The sequence below is a fragment of the Fischerella sp. genome (assembly GCF_013388695.1).
Taxonomy (GTDB): Bacteria; Cyanobacteriota; Cyanobacteriia; order Cyanobacteriales; family Nostocaceae; genus PCC9605.
Genome location: NZ_JACAEU010000115.1, coordinates 15310 through 30359, shown reverse-complemented (window position 1 = coordinate 30359; position 15050 = coordinate 15310). Strand labels below are relative to the sequence as shown.

Here is a 15050-nt window from a genome sequence, read left to right as displayed (position 1 = left end):
GTTTAATTGTTAACAACTGTCTATGTCCCAAAAAAACGAAACAGCTGTTCTCGTCTTGACTTTGTTAATTACTTTGGGATTAGTGGGCGGTGGAGCGTGGTTGTTAAAAGATAAGATATGGCCACAAAACTCTCAAGATGCTGGTAGTTTATTGCCATCCAGCAATCAACGGATTTCAGACCGCATCAGTTTTGGTGAAAAATTTTTAACTCCCGGCGAAGCTTCCCCAGCAAAAAAAGAAGGTGTAGCGGCGTTAGCATCTGGTAATTATAACAAAGCAGTTCCTAATTTGGAAGCAGCCCTAAAACTAAATAAAAACGATCCAGAGGCGCTGATATTTCTGAATAATGCCCGTATAGGCTCTGCCAAAAGCTATACAATTGTTGCTACTGTACCAATTGGCAGTGACCTAAATACCTCTTTGGAAATTCTACGCGGTGTTGCTCAAGCCCAAGATGAAATCAATTCCTCTAAAGTAATTAAAGGAATTCCTTTCAAGGTAGGTATAGCTAACGATGATGATAACCCAGAAATTGCTAAACAGATTGCTTCATCGTTAATAAAAAATCAACAAGTATTAGGTGTAATTGGCCCTGCTGCTAGCGATACTACCTTAGCCGCAGGCACTATCTATACTTCCGGACGACTTGTTGCTATTTCCCCTGTCAGCACTTCAGTCAAAATTTCTAACTTTAGCCGTTATATTTTTCGCACAGTTCCCAGTGATTTTATGGCGGCGAGGGCGATCGCCAAGTACATGGTGGAAAATTTGCAGAAAACAAAGGCAGCGGTTTTTTTCAATTCTCAAAGTAGTTATAGTCAGTCTTTAAAGTCTGAATTTGTTTCATCTGTCTCACTGGAAGGTGGACAGGTATTAAGCGAATTTGACTTATCCAAAACCAATTTTAATGCTGCTAAAAGTGTCGCACAAGCAATTAAGGAAGGTGCAGAAGTGTTGATGTTAGCAGCTAACACCGACACGTTAGATAAAGCGCTGCAAGTGGTGCTGGTGAACCAGAAACGGTTAAATGTGCTGGGCGGAGATGATGTTTATACGCCTAAAACTTTAGAAATTGGGCGAGAACAAGCAGTGGGAATGATCTTAGCAGTTCCTTGGCACATTGATAGCAATCCCAATTCCGATTTTCCCCAAAAGTCGTGGCAATTGTGGGGTGGTTATGTGAATTGGCGAACAGCTTTAGCTTATGATGCTACACGCGCTTTAATAGCAGCCATAGAACGCAATTCCACACGCGTCGGCGTACAACAAGCCCTTTCTTCGCCCGACTTTTCTGCCACAGGTGCTTCCGGCACGATTCGGTTTTTAGCATCAGGCGATCGCAACGCCCCAGTTCAGTTAGTGGAAATTATCCGTAGAAGTCCCTCTCGTTCTGGTACTGGCTATGATTTTGTGCCAGTGATACCATCAGGCAATTAAAAATTAAACGAAATTTAAACAATTAACCAATTCTTAACCTGAATAGATTACAAGATGGGAAATTGCATTATTAACATGATGTGCGACTTTCTATTAATTCCTCCCTTTTTTTAGGAGGATAGAGGAAGTGAATACCCTTGAAAAGGGGCTAAAAATTTGCACAAGCGGTGTTAGTAGAAATAATTAAAAAACAGTTATGTCCCAAAAAAATGAAACTACGGTTTTGCTTCTAGCCTTGTTGTTAACGCTGGGACTAGTAGGGGGTGTATTTTTGTGGTTAGCTAATACTTCAGGGATCAGATTATTCAATGCGAGAAATAACTTATCCCAACCAATTAAACAAGCCTATGCAGAAAGTTTTGCCCAATTTTCTGAGGTTCCCTCTGGATTATTTAGCTATGGTGGTAGCACTACTTGGGCACCGATTCGTAAAGAAGTTGATACAGCAATTCAAACAGTCTTTCCCCGATTTCAACTCCGCTATACCGATCCAACCACAGGTGCACCTGGATCTGGAAGTGGAATTAAGATGCTTTTAAATAACCAACTGGCTTTTTCTCAGTCTTCACGTTCGATTAAAGATGAGGAACATCAAAAAGCCCAACAGCGGGGCTTTACATTAAAAGAAATTCCCGTGGCCATTGATGGCATTGCGATCGCTGTTAATCCCAATCTCAACATCCCTGGTTTAACCGTTGCCCAACTACAAGATATCTATACGGGCAAGATTACCAACTGGCAACAGTTAAGCGGTCCAAATTTACCTATTACACCTTACTCTCGTCGTTTGGAAGAAGGAGGCACCGTAGAATTTTTTAATGAAAACGTCCTAGACGGAGAAAAGTTTGGTGTCAACGTTCAATTTATTCCCACAACGACAGAAGCTTTAAAAGAAGTGGCGAAAAATCCTGGGGGTCTTTACTACGCTTCTGCCCCAGAAGTAGTCGGACAATGTAGTGTAAAGCCTTTACCATTAGGGAGAACATCAGACAAACTGGTTCCTCCCCACAAAGAGCCATTTATTCCTCTTCAAGAGTGTCCGCAACGGCGTAACCAACTTAATGCCGCTGTCTTTCAGAACGGTGAATATCCCATCACCCGGCGATTATTTGTGATTGTCAAACAAAACGGTCAAAGCAGCGATCAGCAAGCAGGAGAAACCTATGCCAACTTGCTGCTTACAGAACAAGGTCAAGATTTAATCTCTAAAACTGGATTTGTCAGGATTCGATAATTAATTTTGGTTAGTGGATAGTGGTTAGTAGTTAGTGGTAATTGTTTACAACAAACTACTAACTACTGTACGGGCGAAGCATTTGTATAGGTATCTTTCCATGAAAACGAAATATATTCGTACAAATGCTTCGCTCCTACTAACTACCAACTACTAACTACTAACAATCGATAAATTACTATGTCACAAAAGAATGAAACACCAATTTTGATATTAACCGTATTAATAACTGCTGGGCTAATCGCTGGTGGCTTTTGGTGGTTTAACAACAAAATAAGTTTTAACTTCAATCAAGTCACCAAACCTCAACCCACAAATTCCAATCCTGATACCACCAAGCCAGAATCCAGTGGCAATACTTTTGCTTCCGTGCAAAATGTCCCCACGGGATTATTCAACTATGGAGGTAGCACTTCTTGGGCACCGCTTCGACTCACAGTCGATTCGGCAATTCAAGCAGCGCGACCAGAATTTCGGCTGCGTTATGTAGAACCCAGTAGTGGTACTCCTGGTTCTGGTACGGGCATTCAGGCGCTAATTGACGGTCAACTTGCATTTGCCCAATCATCCCGGCCAATCTTAGACGAGGAGTTAAATCGTGCCAAGCAGCGTGGGTTTACTTTGCAACAAATTCCTATAGCAATAGATGGTTTGGCGGTAGCAGTAAACCCCAATCTCAATATTTCAGGACTAACAGTAGATCAATTAAGGTCTATTTACACTGGCCAAATCAATAATTGGAGCGAACTGGGTGGGCCCAATATTCCAATTAAGACATACTCTCGCCGCATCAGTGATGGCGGCACTGTAGAACTATTTGTGCAAGACATCTTGGGTGGTCAAGCTTTTAGCTCAAATGTGGAGTTTGTTTCCACTACCACCCAAGCGCTACAAAAAGTGGCTGCTAGTCCTGGTGGCATATACTACGCTTCTGCCCCAGAAGTTGTTCCTCAATGTTCAATCAAGCCCTTGCCGTTGGGGCGAAGGCAAGGGCAATACATTCCTCCTTACCAAGAACCATTTGTCCTCCCTTCTGAATGTCCTGGTAAACGGAACAAGTTGAACATTGAGGCTTTCCAATCAGGAAAGTACCCGATTACCCGTAATCTGTTTGTGGTGGTCAAACAGAATAGTCAAACCGAGCAGCAAGCGGGTGTTGCTTATGCCAACTTACTGCTGACTGAACAGGGACAGGAATTGATTTCCCAAGCTGGGTTTGTCAAAATTCGCTGACTCCTATCACTAGCAAGCAAATAGACTGGCGATTGTCGCCACAGACACCCCTATAACCCTTTTGGGCGGCTTCTTTGCTTGGAGAGTAGCACCTCCCGTCAGGGTAGCGTGGTGGGCGCTATTCCTAGGGTAGGGCGACTTCTCGTTAGAGATTTGGCAACTGCGCTCTAGCTAGCTCTATTAATCGACTCTGCTGGTAAGCAAATCAAATTATCCCCTTGAGTGAGGATTAAACCACGTTGACGCAACTTGCCCATCAAGCGGGTGACTGTAACACGAGTCGAACCAATAGCACTGCCAATTTGGGCGTGAGTGAGAGGGAAGGGCAGACAATAACCGCGAATTACTTCTGGATCGGTTTCGCTCATTGCCGGCTCTCCATATTCCTCAATCAACAATGTCAGGAACCCTAAGAGTCGGTCAATTGTGCGTCGTTGTCCTAAAGCACTCAGCCACAGCAGTTTGCGCTGGTGCTGATATCTAAAGGCATCCATGACTTCCCGACGGAAATGAGGCCAGTTGTCTAAATCGTGCCAGTACATCCACAGCACCGCAGTTTGGTCAACGTGGGCGTAAGCTTGGAGCGTGAATGGTGACTGGGCAACAATTTCAAACGGCTGTCCTGCACCGACAAACCCTAAGAAAGCTTCTTCTGGGGTTCTGTTGATGCGTCGAGACGTTAACTGACTTGCTGTAGCACTCACTTGGGCAGTGCCTACCATTCGGATCGCACCCCTTTGCACCAAATACAGCAATCCAGGACGGGCTGGAATGCGCTCATCTTTGCTAAAGGTGCGGCAGCGGTAGTGTTCTTGAGCCCAATCAAGAATCCGTTGCCAAGTTAAAAAAGGCCGTGATGCTTCAGAAAAGGAGGATGGAGATTGCATAGGTAACTAAAGAGCGTTCGGCTGAAGACAAAGACGTCATAAAAAGGTGCAAGGAGTGTCTTCTTGTTGGCGAGTCAGGCTTACCACCCAACGATACCAGCTATGCAAAGAGTAGAAATTGAACTTCTACTCTTTTGTTATACTTCCTACTGTACAATGATGGTAGTAAAATTTACTCAGTTTCAAAAAAAATTTGCATAATTCTAATTTTTCTTTGCTGAGATTAAACTTATACCTAAAGATAGATGACATAAAATCAATGCTTTTGAAAAAGAGATCCGCTAACAGGAAAAAATGTGTATAAAATGCTACTAGCTAGTAAATATACAGCAATTAAACAGTTAACATACAGTTATTTAAAGGCTGCTTTAAGTATTTATGCCTGTCACCCAAAAACTGCGTGTATATTAGAAAAAAAAATTCCTCTGTCTAAAGGTAGAGATAAAAATAATATTTTTTATATCACAGGTATAGCACTACAACTATCGAAATATGAGAAACTTCCGGCGATGGAGGTGGCTGAGGCCATAACTTCTCATTTTTCGGAAGAGTCTGCTGACGTTTTTAGTGTCCAAATAGTTCCACCTGGTTGGATTTATTTAGAATTGACTCATTCTGTCTTGGCTGCCTGGTTGCAAAGCCTTGCTGCGGGAGGAGTAGGGAATTGGGCATGGGGCAAGGAGCAAGGGGCAAGGGACAAGGGACAAGGGAAAAATCAGTACTTCAATACCCAATACCCAATGCCCAATGCCCCATGCTCCCTGTCCCATTCCCTATTTACCGTTCAATACGCCCATGCACGCTGCTGTTCGCTATTACGAATGGCTGAGCGAGAAAGATTTATCATTTCTGCCAATGCCATACCTTGGCTTAACAATCAGCAAAAACTGCGCCTAAACCATCCTGTTGAGCTTTCTTTGGTTAGCGAATTGGTACAAGTAGTCGATGAAATAGGGTGTTCTGGTTCTGATGGTTCGGTGAAATGGGAAAAATTAGCGCTTTCTTTAAGTCAAGCTTTTGAAGAGTTTTGGCGCAGCTGCCGTATTTGGGGTGAGGTGAAAGCGATCTCACCAGAACTAGCACAAACCAGACTGGGATTGGTTATGGCTACTCAATCAGTTTTAAGATTTCTCCTAGAAGAAAAACTTGGTATTTTTGCTCCCTTGGAGTTGTGAGTCAATAAATAATGAATGTTGTTGGTTGTTTGTTAATCGTTGTTTGTTATTTGAAACAACCAACAACCAACAAACAACAAACTAAAATGAAAAAAGTCAAAACTTTTGTAACAAGTATTGACTGGTTAAATAGCTTGAGATATATTAGCTGGTGTGTGAGGAGCGAACCAGCAAGGGTACCGAGACGAAACACGGCCAGTCGTCGGTGCCCTTTCTGATTTTTTAGGAATTGTTAGGGGTTAGTAGTTAGTAGTTAGTGGTTGTTTGTTCAAAACAACAAGCAACGATCAACAAATAACTATTATGACATTAAGAATTTTTCAATTGCCACTGCCACTCCATTTTGCTCGACACTAGGAGCTACCCACTTAGCGATCGCTTGCACTTTTGATGGTGCATTGCCCATAGCCACACCAATGCCAGCATACTCTAGCATTTCTACATCATTAAAATTATCGCCTATAGTCATAACGTTGCTAGATTGTAGTCCCAGCATTTCTTCTGCTATGTAACGTACCGCAGCACCTTTATTTACAAATGGGTTAGTCGCTTCAAAGAAGGTGGCAACAGATTTAGTCAGATACAACTCAGCAGGTGTGTATTGACTGCGCAAAGAACCTAGCAAATTGTCAATAATATTTGTGTCGTTGCATAAAGCCAAAACTTTTGTGGGTTCGTTAGTACTTAAAACTTGACGCAAGTCACCCACAGGAATGGGGTTGATACCAGAACGTTCTGAATATATTTGAGTTTCTGTTGTGATTTCTCGGACGTAAAGTTGGTCATTGATATAAAAGTGGACAGATAAGAGCGATCGCAGTTCGGGTTGTTCAAAATAGTCCAATAGCTTCTGGGCAATTTCCCGAGGAACAGGTAAATGTTGATGAACGTGTTGGCAAATTGGATCTTGAATCCAAGCTCCCTGATAGGCTATTAATGGCAGAGTAGAGCCAATATCTTGATGGAAACGTAAAGCTGAACGATACATTCGGCCAGTGGCAATTGCTACTTGAATTCCTCGTGCTTGCGCCGCAGTAATTGCTTGCTTTACAGGTTCGCTGATTTTGTTAGATTCTCCGGCAATGGTTCCATCTATATCTACAACCAGCAGCTTAATCTCTTTTGCAGCTATAGTCATTAGTCATTAGTCATTAGTCCTTTGTCATTAGCTTAAAACAAATGACAAAGAACTAATAACGACCTTCACAAGTTAAATTTATTTGTACCGACCTAATTTATTACCCAACTAGGTGATTCAGTTGCTGAGGCGATCGCAACTCAAGCACCAGCACTAAACTAAAGGCTGTGGCTCCCATAAGTCAATAAGTCAATCAAATTAAACAAATTAGCTGAAATTCCCATGCTGGTCAGATTAGACGATGGAAACTGCTGGCTACAATAGGTATATGTCCCAAACAACACCTTCTCACCAGTTGACTTCCGATTCTTCCACCACAGCACGTCCCACGTTCATCTTAGTAGATGGGCACTCGCTGGCATTTCGTTCTTACTTCGCCTTCGCGAGAGGAAGAGACGGCGGATTGCGAACCAAGACAGGAATTCCGACTAGTGTATGTTTTGGCTTTTTAAAGTCTTTGCTGGAGGTAATGACAACTGAACAGCCACAAGCAATAGCGGTGGCGTTTGATTTAGGCTTGCCAACCTTCCGCCACGAAGCAGATGATACCTACAAAGCCGATCGCCCAGGCACGCCAGAAGATTTTATTCCCGACTTGAAAAATCTGCACGAGTTGCTGGATGCATTCAATATCAAGATTTTAACAGCTCCTGGTTACGAGGCTGATGATGTTTTGGGAACCTTAGCACAAAAGGCTGCTGCGGCTGGATATAAAGTCAAGATTCTCACAGGCGATCGCGATTTATTTCAACTTATCGACCCCGAAAAAGAAATTAGCGTTTTGTATTTTAGTCCAGATGCGCTGAAGCGTTCCACAAATGGACTCACCGAATTTGGGCCAGAACAAGTCAAAGAAAAACTTGGCGTTTTGCCAACACAAGTTGTTGATTTTAAAGCGCTTTGTGGTGATAAATCAGATAATATTCCTGGAGTGAAGGGAATCGGTGAAAAGACAGCCGTGCAGTTGCTAAATACCTATGGTTCCCTTGACCACATTTATGCAGCGTTAGGTGAAATCAAGGGCGCAACTCAGAAAAAACTTGAAGCTGGCAAAGAAGATGCTGAAAAATCCCGTTATTTAGCAGCTATTGTTCTGGATGTTCCCTTGGAAGTTGATTTAGAAGAGTGTAAATTAAGAGGCTTTGATACCAATATTATTACACCTATTTTAGAACACTTAGAATTCAAAACTTTTTTAGGCAGGATTAACCAACTCCAGCAAAAATTTGGTGGTAAAGTTGCGGAAAAATCAGCTACAGAAACAAATGAAGCAGGTGTTCAAAACCTTGCACTTCTACCCCATGCAGAGGATGATGATTTGTGGTTCTTCAGTGCAGATGATACAGCCACAGTTCAACAAAAACCACAATCTGAGTCTGCGATCAAACCACACATTGTTAACACAGAAGCCAAACTAACTAAGTTGGTTAACCAGTTACAAAAATTCACCAATCCGGATGTACCCGTGGCTTGGGACACTGAGACAAACGACTTAGAACCACGGGATGCTGAGTTAGTAGGAATTGGCTGTTGTTGGGGAACAAATCCAGATGAAGTAGCTTATATTCCCTTGGGTCATAAAACAGGGGAAAATTTGAATAAAGAAATTGCCCTACAAGCACTACGCCCAATTTTAGAAAGTGCAGATTATCCCAAAACGTTCCAAAACGCCAAATTTGATCGCTTAGTTTTCAAGTGTCAAGGAATTAACTTAGCAGGGGTGGTTTTTGACCCTATGCTAGCAAGTTATGTGCTTAATCCAGATAGCAGTCATAATTTGAGTGACTTGGCTCAAAAATTCTTAGGATTGACAATTCAAAATTATTTAGATTTAGTTCCTAAAGGCAAAACTATTGCTGATATAGATATTCCCTCCGTTGCAGATTACTGCGGCTTACAAGTTTTTGTCACATTCCAACTAGTATCAAAATTGCGGGCGGAACTAGAGAAAGTACCAGCCTTATATCAGCTATTAGTGGAAGTGGAACAGCCGCTAGAAGCTGTTTTGGCGGATATGGAATACCAAGGAATTCGCATCGATACAGCTTATTTAAAAGAACTTTCACAGCAGTTAGAAACAGATTTAGCTAAGTTAGAACAGCAAGCTTATGATATAGCTGGAGAAAAATTCAACTTGGGTTCGCCCAAACAATTGAGTCAGATATTATTTGAAAAATTAGGATTAAGCACTAAACATTCCCGAAAAATCCAAACGGGATATTCTACTGACGCAGCGACTCTGGAAAAATTACGAGAAGTAGATACAACAGGCATAATTGATGCCATCATTGAGTATCGTACTCTTGCAAAATTAAAGTCTACATATGTGGATGCACTGCCAGCATTAGTGCGTCCATATACTAAGCGAGTGCATACTGATTTTAACCAAACAGCAACCTCAACTGGTCGGTTGTCTTCTTCTAATCCAAATTTACAAAATATTCCCATTCGTACTGCTTTTAGTCGTCAAATTCGGAAGGCATTCTTACCAGAACCAGGTTGGTTAATGGTCGCTGCTGATTACTCACAAATTGAGTTAAGAATTTTGGCTCATTTGAGTCAAGAACCAGTGTTAGTCGAGGCTTATCAAAACAACAAAGATATTCACACTGTTACAGCGCGGCTGATGTTTGAAAAAGAAAACATAACATCAGATGAAAGACGAGTAGCTAAAACAATTAACTTTGGCGTCATTTATGGCATGGGTTCGCTAAAGTTTTCACGTTCAACAGGTGTGGATAAAACACTTGCTAACGAATTTATCAAGCGATTTAGCAAACGCTATTCCAAAGTGTTTGAATATTTAGAAGGATTGAAAAAAAATGCGATCGCTCAAGGTTATGTAGAAACAATTCTTGGTCGGCGTCGTTATTTTGATTTTACCAGCAATAGCTTACGTCAGCTAAAAGGCAGCAATCCAGAAGATATAGATTTGAGTAAATTTAAAAATTTGGGCGCTTACGATGCAGGTTTATTGCGTTCTGCTGCCAACGCCCCAATTCAAGGCTCTAGCGCTGATATTATCAAAATTGCGATGGTAAAACTGCATGATATTTTGCATAATTATCAGGCGCGGTTATTATTACAAGTTCACGATGAATTAGTGTTTGAAGTTCCCCCAGAGGAATGGGAAGAATTGCAAATACAAATCAAATCGGTGATGGAAAATGCAGTGCAGTTGCGCGTACCGCTAGTAGTGGATGTACGTGCGGGTGAAAATTGGATGGAAACGAAGTAAATTGAACTGCACTATCAAATGATCGACCATGACCGCTTGTTTAAGGAACTCCTCACAACATTTTTTGTGGAGTTTTTAGAGTTATTTTTGCCAGAGGTAGCGGCTTATATAGAACGCGAATCTCCGGAGTTCTTAGATAAGGAACTTTTTACAGATGTCACCGCTGGGGAACGTTATGAAACTGATTTAATAGTCAAAGCAAAGTTTCGCGAACAAGAATCTTTTTCTAGCAACATTGCGATTAGATCCAGCACGAATGCGGATAATTTCCGGATTTGTAGATACCTATCTGCGCTTGAGTGCTGAAGAGGAAAGGCTTTTACGCGCCGACATTGCTAGGATAGAGCCAAGGGAACAGGAGGTAGTTATGCAAATTGTAACTAGCTGGATGGAAGAAGGGATTGAACAGGGAAAGCAGCAAGCAACATTATCACTGATTATGCGCCTACTTCCTCGGCGAGTTGGTGCGCTTACCCCTGAGTTGCAAGAACGCGTTCAACAGTTATCGCTAACTCAGTTAGAAGATTTGGCAGTGGCGTTGCTTGATTTTTCTTCCGTGGCGGATTTGGAGGCTTGGTTACAACAGGTTTCAGGAGAAACGTCGAATCAAGGAGAATGAAAAATAGCAGAGTAGATTTTGTGGAACATTCTAAGTAGCTTGCAACTTAACTCCAACCTTAAAAATCTTCATCATCGACAAAAAACTCAGCGTCGTCTTCTCTTGTCGAACTACTTTGCTGAGAACCAGCCAAACCCCAGAGAGGTTGTAGCAGTGCCATGCCAATCATACCCACACCAGCAAAGAAAGCCAGCACTAGACCCACTGGGATTTGAATTGATTGGAAGGCAAGAAATCTTAAAGATACTGGAGTGGCATTTTGGACTGAGAGAAGGGCAACAGCCATCACCCAAAAAGCCAGAACTAGTGTTGTCAGGAGAATAGCAAAAGTTTTCATAGTATTTTCAACTTAACACAAGGCAGACAAAGCATTGATTTGCAGCCCTCGGAACTGCCATTTAGTTACGTCGGCATAAATAAAAAAACAACTCTGTTGCAAAACTTCATGCAGGCAACCGTAAGCAGTAGACGAGAAGTAGAATAGGGTACATCACATCTTTACCTACAACTGGGCACTCCCAATCTTCTCTACATCTGGCAGGATGTAGAAAAGTTGCTATTTAGTCTAGTTTGAGAGCAAAGGTGGAAATTTAGCCAATAGGACTGTTGGAGAGCATTTGCCAAAATAATATTCAGTAATTTCTGGAGTGGCAAGTCCAGCATAGTCAGGGATATATTTTTAATCCCACAGTTAGGCTGTTTCGAGGCAACGAGCGATCGCCAGTATAACTTTACCCTAATCTAGGAAAAGTAAAGTCACCAGCAATAATCTCTCGCATCCGTCAGTATCAAATTCTAACTTGTGACAAAGCTTGTGTAGCTAATATTACTCTCATAGTATTTTTTCTCACCCTTGTTGAGCAATGTCAACCCCTCTTGGACTTTTCGCCAGTTATCATCTTTGGTCTTTAGTTGCCCCAGCTACAGGGCAACAACGCTGGCATTGTCAAATGAGACGTGGGTATATTAAGGCACGCCAACACGAACCACAAGTCAAAGCACTGTTGACAAAAGTTACAGCTTCTCAGCGCATTGGCTTACTGGCGCAAAAAGGTATTTATGAGTTTCATCACAACAGACATCTGTTAAATCAATTAGATGGCGCGGAAAAAGTAGCAGAACTACTGAAATTAAGCAATTCATCTCATGAAGTTCAACAACGCGTACTGCTAATTTTGAAAAAATATCACGACGATCCATTACTTTCAGGTAAGCGCATTATCTTATTAACTCGTGGTGATGAAGGCTTTCCCAAACCAATTTTAATTGAACACAAACATTATTGCTTCCGCTTATATGCGGCTATGGACTGTATTTTCATAGAATCTTCAGGCAATTTACATATTGTAGATTTCAAAACAGGTAAATCTGCTTTTGACCGTCGGCAGGCTTTAGTGTATTTGTTGGCTGCTCGTTATCTTTACCCTAGATATAAAGCTGTAGCTTCCTTCTATAATTTGGAATTTTGTAAAAAATCTGAGTTAATTAGTGTTACTAAAGGTGAATTAGATTTTATTGAATTTGAGTTAGCTAGTATTGCTCAAAAACACCAACAAGATTTGCAAAGATATCATCAGCAAAGTAGGGATTTTAGCACAATATTTCCACCGAATCCGGGTTATCACTGCCGCTTTTGTCCATTTAATTCTATCTGCGAATTTTCTGCTTTTAAAACTGCACAAGAAGGGGTTAGAGGCTAGAAGCTAGTTAGTAGTTAGTGGTTAGTGGTTATTCTCCCACTCTCCCACTCTCCCACTCTCCCACTCTCCCATTCCCCATTCCCTAGTCCGTAAAACGGTGGTAATTCTCCCAGCTAGCTAGTAGCGACTGTCTTGATTGTCAAGCGATCGCTAAAAGAAGTTGACGCAACTGGGGAACTGCTTCGCTGATTGGGCGGTGCCAGGTAGGGGCAGCAAGACCTTGAGTTAGTAGCGTAGATAGTCGTGCCCCCACCTGGCACTCCGCTGTCGCCGCCCAATCTTCCCCAGTTGCTGAATCACTGGTGGGGGCAGCAAAACAATGGATAAAAAACCCAACTCCAGCGAGTGCAAATTAATGCTCAGATTCATGCCCTCCATCGCCAGATCGAAGCAGAAACCAACCGTATAAATCGGATGATCGCTGCTGCCAAAGCAGAACTGAGTAATCGTCGTCGAGACTATCAAGACAAACGAGCGATCGCTATCAGTTAATTGCGGATAGTAAAGCCATTTCTAAAAATCAATTGGAGGAAGCCCAACTCGAAGTTGCAGAGCAAGAACAAGCTGTTGAAGCTGCCCGAGCAAAACTGCAACGTGCCCAAACCACCCTGAATCCGATCGATGCTGAGGTGGCGATCGCCGCTGAGCGCATTGCTCAAGAGCAAGCCAGCGGTCAAGCCAATCTTGCCGAAGATACTACCAGGCCTCAAGCAAGTGGTACGGCGACAACTGACTTTGTTGCTGCAAATCACAATAGCAATGCAGCGATCGCCTTTTATGAGGTGATGATCGAGCCAGAAACTCAAACATTTGGTCAGGGCAATAACCAATGTGCACTTCAATCTGGGATGGAGGCTAGAGTCGATATCATTACCAGGGAAGAAACCGTGTTGCAATTCCTACTCAGGAAAGCAAGACTGATGACAGATGTATAGTCAGGGGTTTATGAAATAAGGACAGAAAAAGCGGTTAGCACCAGGTGGTGTCTTGGCAAGCTGAAGCATAATTAACCACTACGAGGTATACGCTCAATTTCCGCATAACCACTGAAAATTAATCGTTTCCCTTCAGTTTCCAAACGGTTAAGTCGCATTTTTACCCCATTTAGGTCAAAGCGATCCAAATCGACCATATTATCCAAAATTTCCGCTAATGCCAGACTCAAGGTTCTGGATATTTCCCGCTGCGCTTCTGGTACTTGATCGAGTTCAATCTCTGGATTTGTAAAAGAAATACGCCGCCGCCTTTCAACAGCGATAGTTAGAGTCATTTGTAGCGGTACAAGTTCACCATTGTTTAAATCAGCTTTTGCGAACATCCGCAGGCGATTTTCTGGCAATAGTTCTACTTGTACTTCGGTAAACGAGACTGGTTTACCACCAGATAACGCTGTCAAAGCAGGTAAAGATAGGTTCACCAGCCGCTTTCTGACTAGTTCTGCTTTAAAAGAGTCGTTGATGCCTGCTTCTGACAATACAACTTGAGCGATCGCTTGCGTAGGTTGCTTCAGACGCAGCTTGCCACTTACAACTGAACCAAAATCAATGGCAACAGCATCCGTTTCTATAGAAATTTCCTCGGCAGCAAAATCTCTACGGATAACCAAACCACGGCCTTTCATCTTGAAGCTGTCGATGCTGCCTTGCAAGAGTTTGCTGGAAGGATAGCAGCGGACAAAGACTTCTACTGACTCGCTTTTGGTGAACAGGTGGCGAATCGTTTGGGTAGCAACGGTATTTAGCATCCGTTCTCCCCAGTCTGTGCCTTTAGGATCTGTCAAACCAGTAAGTCCGCCTAACATTTGCGTTGAGGTCTCTAGAAGTTCTTTGTATTTTTGTAACAAATTGTGAATAAACCAGCAAGTGTCTGGCGATTGATTGTGCTGATAGTCAAGTGCGGATAATTCCCTTTGAAAAAGCTGAAAGCTGGGGTTTAATACAATGGGCACAACCTTTGATTGGTGTATTATTTGACGCCTCATCAGATATTTACGAGTACATCACCAATCAAATCATGGATAATCACGTCTTGCGCTTGCAATTCAAACTGGATCGGCAATTAACTGGCAAGCGTTTAAGCGATGACATTGATGACGTGAGTGAAGAAAATATCAATAATTTGATAGAAGCGGCAGAGGTTTATATTAATCAGCCGCAAGTGCAAGCAGCATTACAGGAATTTTTACGAATTAGTCATTAGTCATTTGTTAGTGGTTAGTGGTTAGTGGTTAGTGGTTATTCCCCCACTCTCCCACTCTCCTACTCTCCCACTCCCCTTCATGTAGTGGTGATGCGAGATTTTTTGAGTAAGAAAGCAGCGATCGCCATTGTTGCAACTAACTACAGAAATGTCACTACTACTAACACTACTCCATAACCAAAATCAAGG

The 15050-nt window shown here is 42.3% G+C and carries 13 protein-coding genes and 2 pseudogenes; 11 read left to right on the top strand and 4 right to left on the bottom strand.

Going from position 1 to position 15050, the window contains the following annotated elements; translation table 11 throughout:
* Positions 1-22 precede the first annotated feature (22 nt).
* From HXY43_RS15495 to HXY43_RS15485, 3 genes are all read left to right on the top strand, one after another.
* Positions 23-1438, top strand: coding sequence for an ABC transporter substrate-binding protein (locus tag HXY43_RS15495; RefSeq protein ID WP_290884325.1), 1416 nt, complete (start codon positions 23-25; stop codon positions 1436-1438).
* 196 nt (positions 1439-1634) lie between these two features.
* The gene (locus HXY43_RS15490; RefSeq protein ID WP_290884323.1) at positions 1635-2672 is read left to right on the top strand and encodes a PstS family phosphate ABC transporter substrate-binding protein; all 1038 of its coding nucleotides are present in this window, start codon (positions 1635-1637) and stop codon (positions 2670-2672) included.
* 180 nt (positions 2673-2852) lie between these two features.
* Positions 2853-3905 (top strand): PstS family phosphate ABC transporter substrate-binding protein, encoded by a 1053-nt coding sequence (locus HXY43_RS15485; protein WP_290884321.1) that lies wholly within the window; start codon positions 2853-2855, stop codon positions 3903-3905.
* Positions 3906-4072: 167 nt separating this feature from the next.
* Here the strand turns inward: HXY43_RS15485 and HXY43_RS15480 are convergent.
* A pseudogene (locus tag HXY43_RS15480) lies at positions 4073-4832 on the bottom strand (Crp/Fnr family transcriptional regulator).
* Positions 4833-5097: 265 nt separating this feature from the next.
* Between HXY43_RS15480 and HXY43_RS15475 the strand changes: the two are divergent.
* Positions 5098-5967 carry a DALR anticodon-binding domain-containing protein gene (locus tag HXY43_RS15475; RefSeq protein WP_290884318.1) on the top strand — a complete coding sequence of 290 codons (870 nt, stop codon included), beginning with the start codon at positions 5098-5100 and terminating at the stop codon, positions 5965-5967.
* Between the two features lie 301 nt (positions 5968-6268).
* Here the strand turns inward: HXY43_RS15475 and HXY43_RS15470 are convergent, their stop codons facing one another.
* A complete protein-coding gene (locus HXY43_RS15470) occupies positions 6269-7105 on the bottom strand; it encodes a Cof-type HAD-IIB family hydrolase (protein WP_290884316.1) in 837 nt (278 codons plus the stop codon).
* Positions 7106-7373: 268 nt separating this feature from the next.
* On the opposite strand from HXY43_RS15470, the gene polA reads away from it, so the two are divergent.
* Together polA and HXY43_RS15460 are read left to right on the top strand one after the other, a co-directional pair.
* Entirely contained in the window at positions 7374-10343 is a 2970-nt protein-coding gene (gene polA, locus HXY43_RS15465) for a DNA polymerase I (protein ID WP_290884314.1), read from the top strand.
* An 18-nt stretch (positions 10344-10361) separates the two neighbouring features.
* Positions 10362-10962: pseudogene (locus HXY43_RS15460) on the top strand (DUF4351 domain-containing protein).
* Between the two features lie 58 nt (positions 10963-11020).
* On the opposite strand, the gene HXY43_RS15455 reads toward HXY43_RS15460, so the two are convergent.
* Positions 11021-11299 carry a LapA family protein gene (locus tag HXY43_RS15455; RefSeq protein ID WP_290884312.1) on the bottom strand — a complete coding sequence of 93 codons (279 nt, stop codon included), beginning with the start codon at positions 11297-11299 and terminating at the stop codon, positions 11021-11023.
* Between the two features lie 526 nt (positions 11300-11825).
* Between HXY43_RS15455 and HXY43_RS15450 the strand changes: the two genes are divergently transcribed.
* The 3 genes from HXY43_RS15450 to HXY43_RS15440 all read left to right on the top strand — a co-directional run bounded on the left by HXY43_RS15450 (position 11826) and on the right by HXY43_RS15440 (position 13597).
* Positions 11826-12662 carry a PD-(D/E)XK nuclease family protein gene (locus HXY43_RS15450; protein WP_290884310.1) on the top strand — a complete coding sequence of 279 codons (837 nt, stop codon included), beginning with the start codon at positions 11826-11828 and terminating at the stop codon, positions 12660-12662.
* Positions 12663-13007: 345 nt separating this feature from the next.
* Positions 13008-13154: a hypothetical protein gene (locus tag HXY43_RS15445; RefSeq protein ID WP_290884308.1), complete on the top strand. Its 147-nt coding sequence runs from the start codon at positions 13008-13010 to the stop codon at positions 13152-13154.
* Between the two features lie 32 nt (positions 13155-13186).
* Positions 13187-13597 (top strand): hypothetical protein, encoded by a 411-nt coding sequence (locus HXY43_RS15440; RefSeq protein WP_290884306.1) that lies wholly within the window; start codon positions 13187-13189, stop codon positions 13595-13597.
* Between the two features lie 71 nt (positions 13598-13668).
* Here HXY43_RS15440 and HXY43_RS15435 read toward each other — a convergent pair whose 3' ends face one another.
* A complete protein-coding gene (locus HXY43_RS15435; protein ID WP_290884304.1) occupies positions 13669-14463 on the bottom strand; it encodes a DUF2993 domain-containing protein in 795 nt (264 codons plus the stop codon).
* Between the two features lie 92 nt (positions 14464-14555).
* Between HXY43_RS15435 and HXY43_RS15430 the strand changes: the two genes are divergently transcribed.
* The gene (locus tag HXY43_RS15430) at positions 14556-14861 is read left to right on the top strand and encodes a hypothetical protein (protein ID WP_290884302.1); all 306 of its coding nucleotides are present in this window, start codon (positions 14556-14558) and stop codon (positions 14859-14861) included.
* Between the two features lie 24 nt (positions 14862-14885).
* Positions 14886-15038 (top strand): hypothetical protein, encoded by a 153-nt coding sequence (locus tag HXY43_RS15425; RefSeq protein ID WP_290884300.1) that lies wholly within the window; start codon positions 14886-14888, stop codon positions 15036-15038.
* Positions 15039-15050: the final 12 nt, after the last annotated feature.

Bases quoted from the DNA above. Each gene is read 5' to 3' on its own strand.
- HXY43_RS15455 (WP_290884312.1), bottom strand. From the start codon at position 11,299: ATGAAAACTTTTGCTATTCTCCTGACAACACTAGTTCTGGCTTTTTGG.
- HXY43_RS15495 (WP_290884325.1), top strand. From the start codon at position 23: ATGTCCCAAAAAAACGAAACAGCTGTTCTCGTCTTGACTTTGTTAATT.
- HXY43_RS15435 (WP_290884304.1), bottom strand. From the start codon at position 14,463: ATGTTAGGCGGACTTACTGGTTTGACAGATCCTAAAGGCACAGACTGG.
- HXY43_RS15475 (WP_290884318.1), top strand. From the start codon at position 5,098: ATGCTACTAGCTAGTAAATATACAGCAATTAAACAGTTAACATACAGT.
- polA (WP_290884314.1), top strand. From the start codon at position 7,374: ATGTCCCAAACAACACCTTCTCACCAGTTGACTTCCGATTCTTCCACC.
- HXY43_RS15490 (WP_290884323.1), top strand. From the start codon at position 1,635: ATGTCCCAAAAAAATGAAACTACGGTTTTGCTTCTAGCCTTGTTGTTA.
- HXY43_RS15450 (WP_290884310.1), top strand. From the start codon at position 11,826: ATGTCAACCCCTCTTGGACTTTTCGCCAGTTATCATCTTTGGTCTTTA.
- HXY43_RS15485 (WP_290884321.1), top strand. From the start codon at position 2,853: ATGTCACAAAAGAATGAAACACCAATTTTGATATTAACCGTATTAATA.
- HXY43_RS15470 (WP_290884316.1), bottom strand. From the start codon at position 7,105: ATGACTATAGCTGCAAAAGAGATTAAGCTGCTGGTTGTAGATATAGAT.